At 62.9% G+C, this 13253-nt stretch carries 9 protein-coding genes and 2 pseudogenes; 6 read left to right on the plus strand and 5 right to left on the minus strand.

The genetic code is table 11. The annotated features are described in order from the left end of the window. Position 1: 1 nt before the first annotated feature. Positions 2-886, minus strand: a complete 885-nt coding sequence (locus tag M5G17_RS02935; RefSeq protein ID WP_273891514.1) for a LysR substrate-binding domain-containing protein — start codon at positions 884-886, stop codon at positions 2-4. 98 nt (positions 887-984) lie between these two features. Here M5G17_RS02935 and M5G17_RS02940 point away from each other — a divergent pair, with 98 nt between their 5' ends. The 3 genes from M5G17_RS02940 (at position 985) to yiaY (ending at position 4376) form a co-directional block, all read left to right on the plus strand. After that, positions 985-1413: a PACE efflux transporter gene (locus tag M5G17_RS02940; protein ID WP_273891515.1), complete on the plus strand. Its 429-nt coding sequence runs from the start codon at positions 985-987 to the stop codon at positions 1411-1413. Between the two features lie 180 nt (positions 1414-1593). Next, complete coding sequence (ilvA, locus tag M5G17_RS02945; protein WP_273891516.1) at positions 1594-3156, plus strand: threonine ammonia-lyase, biosynthetic; 1563 nt, start codon at positions 1594-1596, stop codon at positions 3154-3156. Between the two features lie 71 nt (positions 3157-3227). Next, on the plus strand, positions 3228-4376 hold the full coding sequence (yiaY, locus tag M5G17_RS02950) for an L-threonine dehydrogenase (RefSeq protein ID WP_273891517.1): 1149 nt from the start codon (positions 3228-3230) through the stop codon (positions 4374-4376). 92 nt (positions 4377-4468) lie between these two features. Here yiaY and M5G17_RS02955 read toward each other — a convergent pair whose 3' ends face one another. Continuing rightward, positions 4469-5821: a GntP family permease gene (locus M5G17_RS02955; protein WP_273891518.1), complete on the minus strand. Its 1353-nt coding sequence runs from the start codon at positions 5819-5821 to the stop codon at positions 4469-4471. Positions 5822-5920: 99 nt separating this feature from the next. Then, the gene (locus M5G17_RS02960) at positions 5921-6460 is read right to left on the minus strand and encodes a gluconokinase (protein WP_273891519.1); all 540 of its coding nucleotides are present in this window, start codon (positions 6458-6460) and stop codon (positions 5921-5923) included. Between the two features lie 206 nt (positions 6461-6666). Here M5G17_RS02960 and gntR point away from each other — a divergent pair, with 206 nt between their 5' ends. The 3 genes and pseudogenes from gntR to M5G17_RS27520 form a co-directional block, all read left to right on the plus strand. Then, positions 6667-7686 carry an HTH-type transcriptional regulator GntR gene (gene gntR / locus M5G17_RS02965; protein ID WP_273891520.1) on the plus strand — a complete coding sequence of 340 codons (1020 nt, stop codon included), beginning with the start codon at positions 6667-6669 and terminating at the stop codon, positions 7684-7686. A 198-nt stretch (positions 7687-7884) separates the two neighbouring features. Continuing rightward, a pseudogene (locus tag M5G17_RS27515) lies at positions 7885-8568 on the plus strand (PAS domain-containing protein); the annotation flags it as partial. Between the two features lie 105 nt (positions 8569-8673). After that, positions 8674-9105 (plus strand): annotated as a pseudogene (locus M5G17_RS27520) (methyl-accepting chemotaxis protein); the annotation flags it as partial. On the opposite strand, the gene M5G17_RS02975 reads toward M5G17_RS27520, so the two are convergent. Then, complete coding sequence (locus M5G17_RS02975; RefSeq protein WP_273891522.1) at positions 9080-12376, minus strand: transporter substrate-binding domain-containing protein; 3297 nt, start codon at positions 12374-12376, stop codon at positions 9080-9082. The pseudogene M5G17_RS27520 and the gene M5G17_RS02975 sit on opposite strands and share 26 nt — an antisense overlap. Before the next feature lie 7 nt (positions 12377-12383). Then, positions 12384-12998, minus strand: coding sequence for a response regulator (locus M5G17_RS02980; protein ID WP_273891523.1), 615 nt, complete (start codon positions 12996-12998; stop codon positions 12384-12386). Positions 12999-13253: the final 255 nt, after the last annotated feature.

Below are 13253 nucleotides of genomic sequence, written 5' to 3' on the forward strand. Positions count from 1 at the left end.
CTCAAGGCCTCAGCTGATGTTCAAGCCAGTCCAGAAATGCCCGCAGAGCAGGCTCACGCTCACGCCCCGGCAACCACACTGCGCTGTACTGCGCCGCTGCCAGGCGCACGTCTTCGCGCCAGGGTTGCAGCAGGCCCTGGTGGACGCTGCCGGCCGCCAGCACATTGCTGGCCAGCACCAGCCCATAGCCGGCGGTTGCCGCCTGCAGGGCATAGTGTTCATCGTCATAATGATGAATGCGCGCGCGTTGCAGCCACTCCTGGCATCCGGCCAGGGCACACCAGCGGGCCCAGTCGATGACCACGCCATTGCCTGCCGTCCATGGCACCGCAAGCAACGACAGTGGCAGGTGGGCAGGCGGTTCCTGCCAACCGGGTGGGGCATAAACCGAAAAATGCTCCGCCAGCAACGGCAGGCGCTGCAACTGGGGGTCGGGATTGAATTCGGCGCGCAAGGCCAGGTCGAAACGCTGGTCGCGGTGCAGGTCGACCACGTCACTGCCGGTCAGCACCCGTACCTGGATATCGCCGTGCTGGCGATGGAAGGCACCCAGCCGCGGGATCAGCCACAAGCTGGCAAACGCCGGAGTCGTGGTCAGGGTCAATTGCTTACGATCGCAGGGCGGTTGCAGGGCAGCCAGGCTGCGCTGCAGGTTTGCCAGGCCCTGATGCACCTGGATGTACAGGCGCTCACCGGCTTCGCTGAGCCTGACACCCTGTGCGCTACGTTCGAACAAGCGCAGGCCCAGATGGGTTTCCAGGCGTTTGATCTGATGCGACACAGCCGCCGGTGTGACTGCCAGTTCGTCGCTGGCAGCCTTGAAGCCGCCCAGGCGGGCCGCCGATTCGAAGGTGCGCAGAGCCGTCAGCGGCAGTTTGGCGAACACGGTGCTCAAGCCAATTGAGGGAGGCTCAATTTAGCTCAATTGATGCCCTGCCTCAACGCCGCTAGGGTAGGGCTTGGTTCAATCACCGGGAGCCTTTCATGCAAGGCAAGACGCGCAAGGTCGTTCAGGCCATTCTCTACGAAACCATCGCCGTGCTGTGTGTAGCGCCGGTACTGTCCTGGGTTTTCGATGCCAGCATGGCCCATTCCACCGCGCTGTCGCTGATCCTCTCGGCCGTGGCCCTGGCCTGGAACATGTTCTACAACTGGGCATTCGAGTACTGGGAAGCCCGCCAGGCCTTGCGCACACGCACGTTTTGGCGGCGCTTGATCCACGCCCTGGGCTTTGAAGGCGGCCTGGTCCTGATCCTCCTGCCGGTGGTCGCCGGCTGGCTGCAGATCAGTCTGTGGGTGGCACTGCTGACCAACCTTGGTTTGTTCGCCTTCTTCTTCGTCTATGCCTTCGTGTTCCAGTGGGCCTTCGACCGGCTGTTCGATGTGCCGGACTCGGCACGCGAGCCGGCTTGACTTTGCCAGGCCGGCTGCGCTAGTTTCACTGGCATGAAGACTTTCCTGCAGTTGCCTCAGCACAGCATTATTACCGCCATTATCGTTTTGGCGGGCTAGCTGGCACTTGCACCTAACCCGCCCTGGAGGCGGGTTTTCTCTCTCTCTCTCCTGGGCACTTAAAAAAACCAGGAGTCACCGATGACCAGCCTTGCCGTTAGCCCTCGCACACCGTCCGCTGCGTTGAATCTGCTGTCTGATTACGTGCGGCGTATCCTTGCCGCCCCGGTGTACGACCTGGCGATCGAAACGCCCCTGCAAGTGGCGCCGGCCTTGTCGCGCAGCCTGGGCAACCAGGTGCTGCTCAAGCGTGAAGACCTGCAACCGACCTTTTCCTTCAAGATCCGCGGCGCCTATACCCGCCTCAGCCGCCTGACCCCGGCCCAGCGTCAGCGCGGGGTGATCACCGCCTCGGCCGGCAACCATGCGCAAGGTGTCGCCCTGGCCGCCCGTGAACTGGGCATGCGCGCCACCATCGTCATGCCGACCACCACCCCGGAGCTCAAGATCCAGGGTGTGCGTTCGCGCGGTGGCGAGGTGGTGCTGCACGGCGAAAGCTTCCCCCACGCTCTGGCCCATGCCCTGAAGCTTGCGGACAGCGCAGGGGCGACCTTCGTGCCGCCCTTCGATGACCCGGATGTAATCGCCGGGCAAGGCACCGTGGCCATGGAAATCCTCCGCCAGCAACCGGGCGAATTGAATGCGATCTTCGTGCCGGTCGGAGGTGGCGGCTTGATCGCCGGCATTGCTGCCTACGTCAAATACCTGCGTCCCGAGGTCAAGGTGATCGGCGTCGAGCCACAGGACTCCAACTGCCTGCAAGCGGCCATGGCCGCCGGCGAGCGGGTGGTGCTGGCCCAGGTCGGCAGCTTTGCCGAAGGCGTGGCGGTGGCGCAGATCGGTGCCCACTGTTTTGAGCTGTGCCGGCACTATGTGGATGAGGTAATCACGGTCAGCAGCGACGAGCTCTGCGCGGCGATCAAGGACATCTATGACGACACCCGTTCGATCACCGAACCCTCCGGCGCCCTGGCGGTGGCCGGGATCAAGAAGTACGTGGCACGTGACGGCGTGCAAGGCCAGACCCTGGTGGCGATCGACTCCGGAGCCAACGTCAATTTCGATCGCCTGCGCCATGTCGCCGAGCGCGCCGAACTGGGCGAGCAGCGCGAGGCGATCATCGCCGTGACCATCCCCGAGCAACCGGGCAGTTTTCGTGCTTTTTGCCAGGCCCTGGGCCGGCGGCAGATCACTGAGTTCAACTACCGCTACTACCCGGGTAAGGAAGCGCGCTTGTTCGTGGGCGTGCAGACCCACCCGCAGACCGATCCACGCGAGCAGTTGCTGGCCGGCCTGCGCGAGCAGGGCTACAACGTGCTGGACCTGACCGACAACGAGCTGGCCAAGCTGCATGTGCGCCATACCGTGGGCGGGCATGCCGGGCCCGGGGCGGACGAGCGGGTGCTGCGCTTCGAATTCCCGGAGCGCCCGGGCGCCTTGCTGGGCTTTCTCGAACGTCTGGGCAAGCGCTGGAACATCAGCTTGTTCCACTACCGCAACCACGGCGCTGCCGAGGCGCGGGTATTTGCCGCACTGGAAGTGCCGCACGAGGAACAGGCCAGCTTGCCCGCAGCGCTGGACGCCATGGGCTATCGTTACTGGGACGAAACCGACAACCCGGCCTACCGGCTGTTCCTCGGCTGACTCAGATCAACACGCAGTAGGGCTGACAGGCGGATCCTCAAAGCACAGGTACATTGCATGAGGATCTCGCCATGAGCAGCACGTTTTTCATCCCCGCCGTCAACATCATGGGCATCGATTGCCTCGAAGAGGCGATGGCTGCCATTGCCGGATACGGCTTGCGTAAGGCCTTGATCGTCACTGACGCCGGCCTTGCCAGGGCCGGGATCGCCGAGCGCATTGCCGAAATGCTGGCGATGCGCGACATCGATTCGGCAATCTTCGACGGCGCCAAGCCCAACCCGAGCATTGCCAACGTCGAGCAGGGTCTGGCGTTGTTGCAGCGCGAGCGTTGCGATTGCGTGATCTCCCTGGGCGGCGGCTCGCCCCATGACTGCGCCAAGGGCATTGCCCTGTGCGCCACCAACGGCGGGCATATCCGCGACTACGAAGGTGTCGACCGTTCGGCCAAGCCGCAACTGCCGTTGATTGCCATCAACACCACCGCCGGCACCGCCAGTGAAATGACCCGCTTCTGCATCATCACCGACGAGGCGCGCCACGTGAAAATGGCCATCGTCGACCGCAACGTCACGCCACTGTTGTCGGTCAATGACCCGGCGCTGATGGTCGGCATGCCCAAGGGCCTGACCGCCGCCACCGGCATGGATGCGTTGACCCACGCCATCGAGGCCTATGTATCGACGGCTGCCACACCGATCACCGACGCTTGCGCGATCAAGGCCATCGAGCTGATCAGCGCCAACCTGTGCCAGGCCGTGGCCGACGGCAGCGACCTCAAGGCCCGGGAGAACATGGCCTATGCCCAGTTCCTTGCCGGTATGGCCTTCAACAATGCCTCCCTGGGTTACGTGCACGCCATGGCGCACCAGTTGGGCGGCTTCTACGACTTGCCCCATGGTGTCTGCAACGCGGTGTTGTTGCCCCATGTGCAGCGTTTCAACGCAAGCGTCAGCGCGGCGCGATTGCGCGATGTGGCCAAGGCCCTGGGGGTGGACGTCAGCGGCATGAGTGCCGAGCAAGGCAGCGACGCAGCGTTGGCGGCCATCGAGCAGCTGTCCCAGGCCATTGATATCCCGCCGGGGTTGGCGGTACTGGGGGCCAAGGAGGCGGATATTCCGACCTTGGCCAGCAACGCCCTGAAGGATGCTTGCGGCCTGACCAACCCGCGGGTGGCCAGTCAGGGCGAGATCGAGGCAATCTTCAAAGCAGCCTTTTGATTTGATGAGCTAGCAAGGCTCAAGCCAGCTCCTACACCCAACCTGTGGGAGCTGGCTTGCCAGCGATGGGCTGCAGAGCAGCCCCGAAACTTTCAAACCACCAGCGACAACAGCATGATAAAGATGATCCCGACCACCGAAAGGATGGTCTCCATCATGCTCCAGGTCTTGAAGGTCTCGGCCACGGTCATATTGAAGTACTGCTTCACCAGCCAGAAGCCGGCATCGTTGACGTGGGACAGAATCAACGAGCCGGCACCGGTTGCCAGCACCAGCAACTCACGGTTGACCCCCGGCATCATGCCGATCACTGGCGCAACGATCCCGGCGCCGGTGATGGTCGCCACTGTCGCGGAACCTGTGGCGATGCGAATCACTGCCGCCACCAGCCAGGCCAGCATTATCGGCGATATCTCGGCCTGCACGGCCATCTGCCCGATCACGTTGCCGACCCCGGTATCCACCAGCATCTGCTTGAAGCCACCGCCAGCACCGACGATCAGGACAATCGCCGCGGTTGGCGCCAGGCTCTGGTCGAGCAGTTTCATGATCTGCTGACGGGAGAACCCGCGGGCGGCGCCAAAGGTGTAGAAGGCCAGGAGCAGGGCGGCGAGCAGGGCGCTGATCGGGTGGCCGATCAGATCCATCCACTGGCGCACGATGTGCTCGGCCGGCAGGACCACGTCGGCGAAGGTTTTCAGCAGCATCAGGAACACCGGCAGCAGCACGGTGATCAGGGTGATGCTGAAGCTGGGCAGGTTCTGCTGGTCAGACTCGCGGGCGATCTGGTCCATCAGTTCCTTGTTCGGGTTGCCTGGGATGTACTTGGAAATGAAGTTGCCATACAAGGGACCGGCGATGATGGCCGTGGGCAGGGCGACGATCAGCCCGTAGAAAATGGTCTTGCCGATGTCGGCATTGAAGATGCCGATGGCCAGCAGCGGCCCCGGGTGCGGCGGCACCAGGCCATGAACCACCGACAGTCCGGCCAGCAGCGGGATGCCGATCTTGATCAGCGACACCCCGGAGCGCCGGGCGACGATGAACACCAGTGGAATCAGCAAGACGAAGCCGATTTCGAAGAACAATGGAATACCGACCAGGAAGGCGGCGAACATCATCGCCCAGTGCACCTTCTGCTTGCCGAAGGCGCGGATCAGCGTCTGGGCGATCTGGTCGGCGCCGCCGGAATCGGCCATCAGCTTGCCGAGCATGGTGCCCAGGGCGAGGACGATGCCGACAAAACCGAGCACCCCGCCAAAGCCGTCCTGGAACGATTTCATCACCTTGGCCACCGGCATGCCCGAGGTCAGGCCGAGGAAACCGGCCGCCAGGGTCAGGGCGACAAAAGGGTGGACCTTGAAGTGGGTGATCAGCAGCACCAGGCCGATGATGGTGACCACTGCATCGAGCAGCAGGTAGGTATCAGTTGCCAAACCAAACATGGTTCAGTGCCTCGTATTGTCATTTTTGTGGGCGGAACGTTTACAGTGTTTACGGCTTGAGATAGCGCTATCTTGGGTGAGCCGAGAAAACAGCCAGGGTCAGGCCGTTCGCGCCAGCAGCGGCTCACCGCAGGGCTTTAGCCACTGGTCTACCTCGATGGCCAGCTTGTCCACCGGCAAGGTGGCGTCCAGGGGCAGGGTCAGCGCCTCGCCATTGGGCCGTTCGAGGGCAGCGAACTGGCTGTCGATCAGGCTGGCGGGCATGAAGTGGCCAGGACGGGCGCGCACGCGGCGGCTGGCTTCTGCGGGGGTGAGGTCGAGAAATACGAAGCCCAGGTCCGGCACGGCATGCCGCAGGGCATCGCGGTAGCGCTTTTTCAGGGCGGAGCAGGTGAGAATGGGACGTTCGCCGGCCGTAAGGCACGCTTGCAGCTCTTCACCCAGGCGAATCAGCCAACCGGCACGGTCGTCGTCGTCCAGAGGGATGCCGGCACTCATTTTCTGGATATTGGCAGCGGGGTGGAAGTCGTCGCCTTCGATCAGGCGACCGCCGCTCAAGCCTGCAATGGCGGCACCGACGTAGCTCTTGCCACAGCCAGCGACGCCCATGACCACAATCGCGGATAGGGGTGGGTTCATCGGTACCTCCTGCAGGGCAAGATAGCGCTATCTTGAAGCGAGGCGGCTAGAGCCTCGGGCGCTTCCCACCCAGATGTTATTGATTTTGTAAAAGCAGTCTGGATGCTCATTCCTGGCCTCATGCAGTTTTGCATTGCCTGTGGTCTGAGACAGCGCTACCTTAGTGCCCGTTCCCCATTCTTTGCAAGTCGAAAATAAAACCCGTCATGACCCGCATCGGCTCTCGTACTACCGGACGTCCTACCCTGGCTGAAGTGGCCAGGCTTTCCGGGGTTTCCCCGATCACTGCCTCCCGAGCATTGCGCGGGATCAGCACGGTTGCCCCGGAGCTGGTGGAAAAGGTCCAGGTCGCTGCTGCAAGCCTTGGCTACGTCGCCAACCCGGCGGCGCGGGCCCTGGCCTCCAAGCAGAGCCAGTCGATCGTGGTGCTCATCCCGTCGCTGTCCAACCACTTGTTCATCGACACCCTCGAAGCGATCCACGACGTCATGCGTCCGCGTGGCCTTGAAGTGCTGATCGGTAACTATCACTACGATATCGCCGAAGAAGAGAACCTGATCCGCAACTATCTGGCCTATCAGCCGCGTGGCATCCTGCTTACCGGTTTCGACCGCAGCGACGCCGCCAAGCAACTGCTGGCGAGCAGTGGTGTGCCGTGCGTGCACATGATGGAACTGGGCGGGGAAGCCCAGGCGATGTCGGTGGGGTTTTCCCAACAGCAAGCGGGCAGGGCGGCAGCGCGGCATTTGCTTGAGCGCGGTTGCAAGCGCCCAGGCTTTATCGCAGCCCAACTCGATCCGCGAGTGATGCAGCGTGCCGAAGGCTTTCGCCAGGCCCTGGCCGAGGCCGGCCTGAACGCCTACGGCCGGGAAGTGCTCGCCCCGCAGCCGTCTTCGATCGAACTGGGGGGCGAGCTGTTTGGCCAGATGCTGGGCCGCCACCCGGAGGTTGACGGCATCTTCTTCTGCAACGACGACCTGGCCCAGGGCGCCATCCTTGAAGCCATGCGCCAGGGCATCAAGGTGCCGCAGCAGGTGGCCATGGTCGGCTTCAACGACCTGCCGGCGTCAGCGCACATGGTTCCGCGCCTGACCTCGATTCGTACCCCGCGCGCCGCCATCGGTCGCTGTGCCGCCCAGGCGTTGCTCGGCCTGCTCGATGGCAAGCGTGGGCAGCCAAAATGCCAGGACCTGGGTTTTGAACTGGTTGTCCGCGAAAGCAGCTGAAACCGTCAGTCGGCGGGCTCAATGCGGTAATGTCAGAGTGCTTGCATGGCACCCGTGGCCATCTATGCTCAGCAAATCCCGAGCATGGAGTGTTGCAAAATGTTTGATTTGCATCGCAAGTCCGATCTGGCCGAAATCGAGCGTTGCACCCAGGCCCTGGGCCAGATGACCGCCAAGCTCGCAGCGATCAGCCGCTCCATGGCGATGATCGAGTTCAGCCCCGAGGGGATCATCCTCGACGCCAACGAGCACTTCTGCAAGGCGATGGGCTACGGCGTCGAGGAAATCCGTGGCAAACACCACCGGATCTTCTGCGAAGAGAAGTTCAGCAACAGCGAGGAGTACCGCCAGCTATGGCGTGACCTGGGCCGTGGCGAACCGCGCAGTGGCACCTTCGCCCGCATCGACCGACAGGGCCATGAGATCTGGCTCGAAGCCAGCTACATGCCGGTGTACGGCGCCCAACAGCACGTCACCAGCGTGATCAAGGTGGCCTCGGACATCACCCAGCGGGTGGTGCACGAGCATGAGACCGAAAGCCTGATCAACGCCATCAGCCGCTCTATGGCGATGATCGAGTTCAGCCCCGACGGCAAGGTCCTCACCGCCAACCAGAACTTTCTCAATACCATGCACTATCGCCTCGACGAGGTGGTGGGCAAGCATCACAGCCTGTTCTGCCATAAGAGCGAGAGCGAATCAGCGGCCTACAAGGCATTCTGGGCCTCGCTCAATCGCGGCGAGTACCATTCCCATCGCTTCGAGCGGGTCAACAAACTGGGGCAGATGGTGTATCTGGAAGCCTCCTATAACCCGATCTTCGACACCCGAGGGCGGCTGTACAAGGTCGTCAAGTTCGCCAGTGACATCACCCAACAGGTCAGCACGCAACAGACCGCCGCCGAATCGGCCCACGCCACCTCAGTGCAGAACGATGCATGCGCGCGCAAAGGCTCGCAGGTGGTGCAGCAGACGGTGCAGGTCATCGAGGAAATCTCCCAGGACCTCAACGCCGCTGCGCGCAGCATCGATGCGGTGAGCAAGCAGTCGGAGCTGATCGGGCAGATTGTCCAGACCATCCGCGGCATTGCCGACCAGACCAACCTGCTGGCACTCAATGCCGCTATTGAGGCGGCCCGGGCGGGCGAGCATGGGCGCGGCTTTGCCGTGGTTGCCGATGAAGTGCGCAACCTGGCGGCGCGCACCAGCAAAGCGACCCTGGAGATTGTCGAAGTGGTGCGCCAGAACCACGACCTGTCGCTGACTGCGGTGGCCAGCATGCAGTCCAGCCTGAGCCGTACCGGCCTGGGTGTGGAGCTGGCCAACGAGGCCGGTGAAGTGATCCTGGAGATCCAGCAGGGTTCGCAGCACGTGGTCGATGCGATCAGCCAGATCAACTCGACTTTGCAGTTGCACTGAGGCCCTGCTGGAGTTGCTCGTCTAGGGTTTGCAGGCTCTGCTCCAGGGCGTTGGCCAGTGCCTGCAGGTGCTCGGCGCTGGCCTCGCCGACACAGGCATGCTCAAGTGCTTCGCAATGCTGTACCACGCCGCGGGCCTTGAGCATCTTCGCCCCGCCCTTGATCCGGTGGGCGAGGCCACGCAGGGCCTCGCGTGCAGGTGTGGGGCCCCGCGCGCGCAAGGCCTTGAGGTCTTCGCTGTTGCTGTGGGCCAGCTCCCGTAGCAAGCGCTCCACCAGGTTCGGGTCGCCCAGGGTCAGGTACCTGAGGTTGTCGACATCAAAGCCGCTGGCATTGTTTTGGCCGCTGTCCGAGGCGGTCGAGGTTGGCGCCGGGCGGCCCAGGCCGACCAGGTGACGACGCAACTCGTTGAGCCCGATCGGCTTGAACAGGCAATCGTCCATGCCGCTGGCCAGGCAGCGCTGGCGTTCTTCGGCCTGGGCATTGGCGGTCAGGCCCAGGATCAGGCAGGCCGGGCGCTGTTGTTGCTGTTCTTCGTGGCGCAAGCGGCGGGTCAGTTGATGGCCGTCCATGCCAGGCATATGGCAGTCGCTGATCACCACATCGAAGCTGCCTTGGCGCCACAGTGCCAGGGCTGCCTGGCCATCAGCGGCCTGGGCGACCTGATGGCCAAGGATGCTGAGCTGGCGCTCGAGCAGCATCAGGTTGGCCGGGTAGTCGTCCACCACCAGGATGTTCAGGCTCGGGCCACTGGCGAGCGGCTCGACAGCTACCGAAGCGGGTGGCGCCTGGGTTGCCAGCGGCAGTTGCAACTCGACATCGACCCGGGTGCCGAAACCCGGGGTGCTGCTCAGGCTCAGGCGTCCGCCCATCAGTTCGCACAGGGTACGGCTGATCACCAGGCCCAGGCCTGTGCCTTGGCGCACCGGCTGCTCGCCGACCTGGGCAAAACTGTGGAACAGTAGCGCCTGGTCTTGTTCACTGATGCCGATACCGCTGTCCTGCACCGTCAGCAACACCCGGTACAACTGCCCGGCCTGTTCGGCGCCCACACGCAACGTCACCTTGACCTGGCCCTGCTCGGTGAACTTGATGGCATTGCCCAGCAGGTTCGACAGCACTTGCTTGAGCCGCAGCGGGTCGAGCATCAGCGCACCCGGCACGGCCTGAAGGTCGGTGCGCAGTTCCAGGCCCTTGAGCCGGGCATTGCCTTCGAACACCCGCACCGTGGCGCTGACCAGGGCGCTCAGGTCGCAGGCTTCACTGTTGAGCTCCACATGCCCGGACTCGATCCGGGCAATGTCGAGGATGTCGCCGATCAGCGCCAGCAAGCCGTTGGCCGAGTCGAACGCGACCTGCAACGAAGCACGGTCGGCACGGCCTTGTTCGGCATCCTTGACCGCCAGTTCAAGCAGGCCGATCACCGCGTTCATCGGCGTGCGGATCTCATGGCTCATGGTCGCCAGGAAGGTGCTTTTGGCCCGGTTGGCATCTTCAGCTTGATCCTTGGCCAGGCGCAGCTCTTCGAGCAGCCGCTTGCTGAATCCAAGCTCATGCTGCAACGCCTGCTCGGCCTTGCTGCGCTGGCGGATCAGGTGGCGCAGGTAGCGGTTCCAGAACACCGCTGCGGCCAGCACCAGGCTTGCGACGATGAGAATCTGCCAGATCAGCGAGCGGTAGTTGTACCAGGGGCTGTCGCTGATCAGGGCATTGGTGCGCCAGCGGTTGGTCAGCTTCGCCAGTTCATCGGGTGCGATACTGAGCAAGGCCTTGTCGATGATCGCGTGCAATACCGGCTCATTCAGAGGCGTGGCAAAGGACGAGGTGACCGGCTGGTCGCCGTACAGCGAGGCAATGCGCAGGCGGTCCTTGAACAGGCGGCTGATGAAATAGGCGGCGTTGATCCGCGAACTGAGCACCAGGTCGACCTGTTTCTGCACCAGCGCCTCCATCAACGCCAGCGGGTTATCGACCTCGACCAGGCTCAGCGATGGGTAGCGTTGCAGCAACTGCGTTTTGAGGGGTGAATCGCGAATCACCGCCAGACGTTTACCGGCCAGTTGCTCGAGTGGCTGACTTGGGTCACTGTCACTGCGGCTGACCAGGACCCACGGATCGACCAGGTAGGGCCGGGTGAAATTGACCTGGGTCGCCCGCTCGGGGCTGTAGATCAGGGTGCTGGCCAGCTCGGCTTTGCCCTGTTGCAGCAGGCTGATCATGCCGGCCCCGGCATCGGCCTCGACAAATTCGAACTTAAGGCCTGTGCGCAGGCTGATCTGTTCCAGCACGTCGACGGTAATACCCCGCGGCTGTTGCTGGTCATCGTTGAAGTTCAAAGGTGCGAAGTACTTGTTGACCAACACCCGAACAACCGGGTGCTGATCGATCCAGCGGCGTTCGTCGGCGCTCAGGTTCAGGGCGCCGCGATCGAGCAACATGCTGGTGCTGCCGCTGCTCCAGCGGCGCAGGATGTTCAGGCGTTCGGTTTCACTGGTGACACTCAATGAATGGTCGAGCAAGCGCAACAGCACCGGGTTGTCGCGGGTCAGGGCGAAGGCGAAGGTTTCGCGCTCGTGTTTGACGAAGTGGGAAATCTGCACGCTGTCCTGAAAACTCTTGCCGATCAGGTAATCGCTGCTGATCGCGTCGCCAAGAAAGGCATCGGCCTGGCCAAGGGCGACCGCCGAGAGGCCGGCCATGGTCGATGAGTACAACTGCAAGTGGGCCTTGGGATAGAGATGCTTGACCTCATCATCGGGCAGGTAGTGGTCGACCATGGCCAAGCGCACGCCGTCCAGTTCGTCGTCGAGTGCGCGAGTCCTGCCCTGGGGCGTGACGATCACCGGCAGGTCATCGGCATAGGGTTGGCTGAGCACCAATTGGGCATCGGCGGCCTCGAAGCCGTTGGAGCTGCCGAGCAGGTCGATGGCCCCGGCGTGCAGGGCATCGATCGCCGCTTTGCGGCTACTGTAGCGCCGGACTTCAAGGGGGATGCCCAGCAGCTCGCTGATCAGCCCGGCGTAGTCGGCCGTCAGGCCTTCATAGTCGGATTGGCTGGCATTGATATCAAAGGGTGGGTAATCCGGGTTTGAAGTGCCCAGGTGCAGTACGCCTTTTTCTGTCAGCCAGTGCCGGTCTTGGTCTGACAGCGCGACGCCTTCGCCACCGCTGAGTGAGCGGGCTAGTAGGTTGCGCGGCTCGCCAGGGTCGATGGCATGCGCAGCCGGCAGGCAGCTCAGCAACAAGGCTACAAGCACGGCGCGAAGGTTCATGGGGGGCTCAGATCACGTCATTGCGATGGGCCAGCCCCATCAGGTCGACGAAGGACTCAACCTGCAGTTTCTCCATGATCCGGCTTTTATAGGTGCTTATGGTCTTGGGACTGAGGTGCATGTGTGCACCGATGTCATTGTTGGAGCGACCTGCGGCGAGGCGGCGCAACACTTCCATCTCGCGCGAAGACAGGCTGGCCAGGCGCAGCTCTTCACTGCCCAGCGGGCCACGGTTGGCCGACATGTCGGGGAAGGTCGAGTAGCCCTTGATCATGGCTTTCAAGGCGAAGACCAAGGCTTCCAGGTCTTCGTCCTTGTGCACGAATGCCGAACTGCCCGCATCCAGGCAACGTCGGGCGAACAACGGCGCGGGTTGGCCGGTGAGCACCATGATCTTGGGGGTGTGGTCGAGCAGGTGCAGGCGTTTGATCACGCTCAGGCCATCAAGGCCTGGCAGGCCGATATCGAGAATGACCACGTCCGGGCTAAGCTCGCGGGCCAGTTGCACGGCGGCGGCGCCATCACCGGTTTCACCGACGATCTCGTAGCGTTCGCGCTCGAGCAGCATGCGTACCGCAAGACGAATCGTGGGGTGATCATCGACGATGAGTACCGTAGGCATTTTCGCAACTCCTTGACGAAGAGGTAAGCCGTTTCCTAAGTCATTCAGGAAGACGAGTCGGGCCGGAGCCGGCGAGCCGCCAACGATACGTCGAATCAGGGTACAAAAGTATGGGAAGTATAGAGGCGTTGAAAATTGTGGTAGAAGTTGTCGAAAATTCCTACGCTCGACAATCCTTCCGGTGGGAGCGGGCTTGCCCCGCGATAGCGATGTGACTGACACAACGCTATCGCGGGGCAAGCCCGCTCCCACCGA

This window comes from Pseudomonas rubra, assembly GCF_028656935.1.
Classification (GTDB): domain Bacteria; phylum Pseudomonadota; class Gammaproteobacteria; order Pseudomonadales; family Pseudomonadaceae; genus Aquipseudomonas; species Aquipseudomonas rubra.

Coding starts and splice junctions, on each gene's coding strand:
- M5G17_RS02980 (WP_273891523.1), bottom strand. CDS start 12,998: ATGCCTACGGTACTCATCGTCGATGATCACCCCACGATTCGTCTTGCG.
- M5G17_RS02960 (WP_273891519.1), bottom strand. CDS start 6,460: ATGAACCCACCCCTATCCGCGATTGTGGTCATGGGCGTCGCTGGCTGT.
- M5G17_RS02940 (WP_273891515.1), top strand. CDS start 985: ATGCAAGGCAAGACGCGCAAGGTCGTTCAGGCCATTCTCTACGAAACC.
- M5G17_RS02975 (WP_273891522.1), bottom strand. CDS start 12,376: ATGAACCTTCGCGCCGTGCTTGTAGCCTTGTTGCTGAGCTGCCTGCCG.
- M5G17_RS02955 (WP_273891518.1), bottom strand. CDS start 5,821: ATGTTTGGTTTGGCAACTGATACCTACCTGCTGCTCGATGCAGTGGTC.
- ilvA (WP_273891516.1), top strand. CDS start 1,594: ATGACCAGCCTTGCCGTTAGCCCTCGCACACCGTCCGCTGCGTTGAAT.
- gntR (WP_273891520.1), top strand. CDS start 6,667: ATGACCCGCATCGGCTCTCGTACTACCGGACGTCCTACCCTGGCTGAA.
- yiaY (WP_273891517.1), top strand. CDS start 3,228: ATGAGCAGCACGTTTTTCATCCCCGCCGTCAACATCATGGGCATCGAT.